A 2,223-nucleotide genomic window follows, 5' to 3' on the forward strand; every position below is an offset into this window, starting at 1 on the left:
AGAAGGGAGGACGCGATTTACCAGCCACTTAGCAAACATAATCGAAATTGCTTTGTGACTATGGCACTGCCATAGGAATGCTTTTGCGTTGGGTGATTGTTCACAGGAACTAAGCCGAACAGAAAGAGAGATGGCACCAAGTGAGGAACGAACCTGGTGCAAAGACCGATTTCGTTTTGAGGCTAGTTATCGTGGGAGGAGTGAAACGACGGAATGAACCGAGCGAATGCGAGAACGCCCAAACGGAACATTAATCACCATCAAAACAAATGTAATACATATGTATTACACATAAAGCATTGGGCAATTAGTGTACGAACGTTGTTCACGCCCTAACCTTTTGTTATTTAAGCTATCGAGATCGTTCTAGGAATAAACGTGGCTGTGTTAGCATGGCTTTCTTGATGTTTTTTGCAACCAAGAAAGACTGTTAAGGTTGCTAAACATACGGGCGTGATACCAATTGAGAAACTGATTACTCAATATTCATCAGCTCAAATACGGCTGTCGAGTGACGAGTAAAAATGCACTGTGGTAATCTACAAAAAATTAAAGGCACCAGATCGATTAGCATCATATCGACGTCAAATGATTGAGTTTAATGGCACCAACACATAACCTTAGCAACATGTACACTTTAACAAGTATGTAGATAGCAGGTTAGCATTCAGAATTACAATTGAAGTATGATAGGCAAAACAAGAAGAGAGGTAAGTTTATGAAGCGCAAATAAAAGAAAACCCCAAACAGTTCTGTTTAGGGTTAACTCACGAGTCAACTAGAACAGGTTCTAAGTAAACTCTTTGATTTAGACACCCAAAGGATAACAAAGAACCCGAAAAGTTGACATAAAATATGTCAATTTCTTCGCCGCTGGGCGAAGTTAAGGATTCCCAATGCTTGAATTTAACAAGCTGAGTAAAAAACTACTCACAAAGATGAGAACATTGAAACTGAAACCTTGGGACTTAATCCGTCTTGGGTGGACAGTTAAAAAGGTCATTCAATTCTTGTTCTTCGACGAGTAGAAGAACCAAAAAAGGCGGCGAATGCCGCCTTTTCTATTAAATCCAACCACGCTCTGCGAATGAAACTGTACCTTCAAAAGAGACTACGAAGTGGTCAAGTACTTTAACATCGATAAGCGCTAGTGCATCGATTAAACGGCGCGTAATGCGACGGTCTGCTTGGCTCGGCTCAGCAACACCTGATGGGTGATTGTGATAAAAAATAACTGCGCTTGCGTTTTCGGCTAGTGCCTTTTTGACAACTTCGCGAGGGTACACCGAAGCGGCGTTAACGGTGCCAGTAAAAAGCTCTTCAGAAGAACGCACGCGATGCTGGTTATCTAGAAAAATAACCCCAAACACTTCATGCTCACGCGCAGCTAAAGAATAGCGACAGAAATTCTTCACCAGCTCAGGCGAACTGAGAGCTGGCTGCTCACTAATACATAACTTTGACTTAAGAATTGCCGCTGCTTCATCTAAAGCCGCTTGTTCATGTGCTGTGAACAAACCAGAATCCGAATAAGCGACAGAAGCCGAGCTTTGACCCCCTCCTACAGTTTCAGTTTTATTCTCTTGCGCTTCCAAAGAAAATGTCATCACGACATCATTTGAGAAGTGGTAAATACAGTCACAAAACCTAACACTCTGAAGCACGCCCTCTTTAATAGTCAGATAGATAACCATGCTTGAGTATTCCTTGTTATACCACGCAAAGAAATCCTCTTTTGCCATTGCGATAGGCTCATTATGGCGGAAACAATCATCCATCCCCATAGACTGAGTTTTAAGCATAACAGTATCCGCGTACGCAAGTAATCGAGCGATTTTCTTTTTGGCATTCTTGCGCAGCTTATGACCAGTAAAAGATTTTAAAAACTCATCTTTAGAGGCAGCCTTCGACTCCAAGTTCGAGAACTTGGTCGATTCTGGTTGCTTAGTGATGGTTGAGCAGATTACGTTTGAGTCAGTCATGGCTAGGTTTCCTTATGGAGTGAATTTCATCTTCGTCGTTGCCTGACTGTCCAACTCTCAAACATGGTTCTTCTCTGCAGGGGCGCGCAGCGTTTATATACCCTTGCAGATAAGTTCTGGTTGAGGATGGTTACAGGAAGTTGCAAGGCGATTGGGAAAATCACTAGGAAACCAATGACTGGCGAGAAGGGAGGACGCGATTTACCAGCCACTTAGCAAACATAATCGAAATTGCTTTGTG

The 2,223-nt window shown here is 42.5% G+C and carries 1 protein-coding gene; it reads right to left on the reverse strand.

The features are described from left to right. Positions 1–1,064: 1,064 nt before the first annotated feature. The gene (gene radC / locus VJL_RS30385; RefSeq protein WP_307718621.1) at positions 1,065–1,982 is read right to left on the reverse strand and encodes a RadC family protein; all 918 of its coding nucleotides are present in this window, start codon (positions 1,980–1,982) and stop codon (positions 1,065–1,067) included. Positions 1,983–2,223: the final 241 nt, after the last annotated feature.

The sequence above is a fragment of the Vibrio jasicida CAIM 1864 = LMG 25398 genome, from assembly GCF_000400365.1.
GTDB classification, from domain to species: Bacteria; Pseudomonadota; Gammaproteobacteria; order Enterobacterales; family Vibrionaceae; genus Vibrio; species Vibrio jasicida.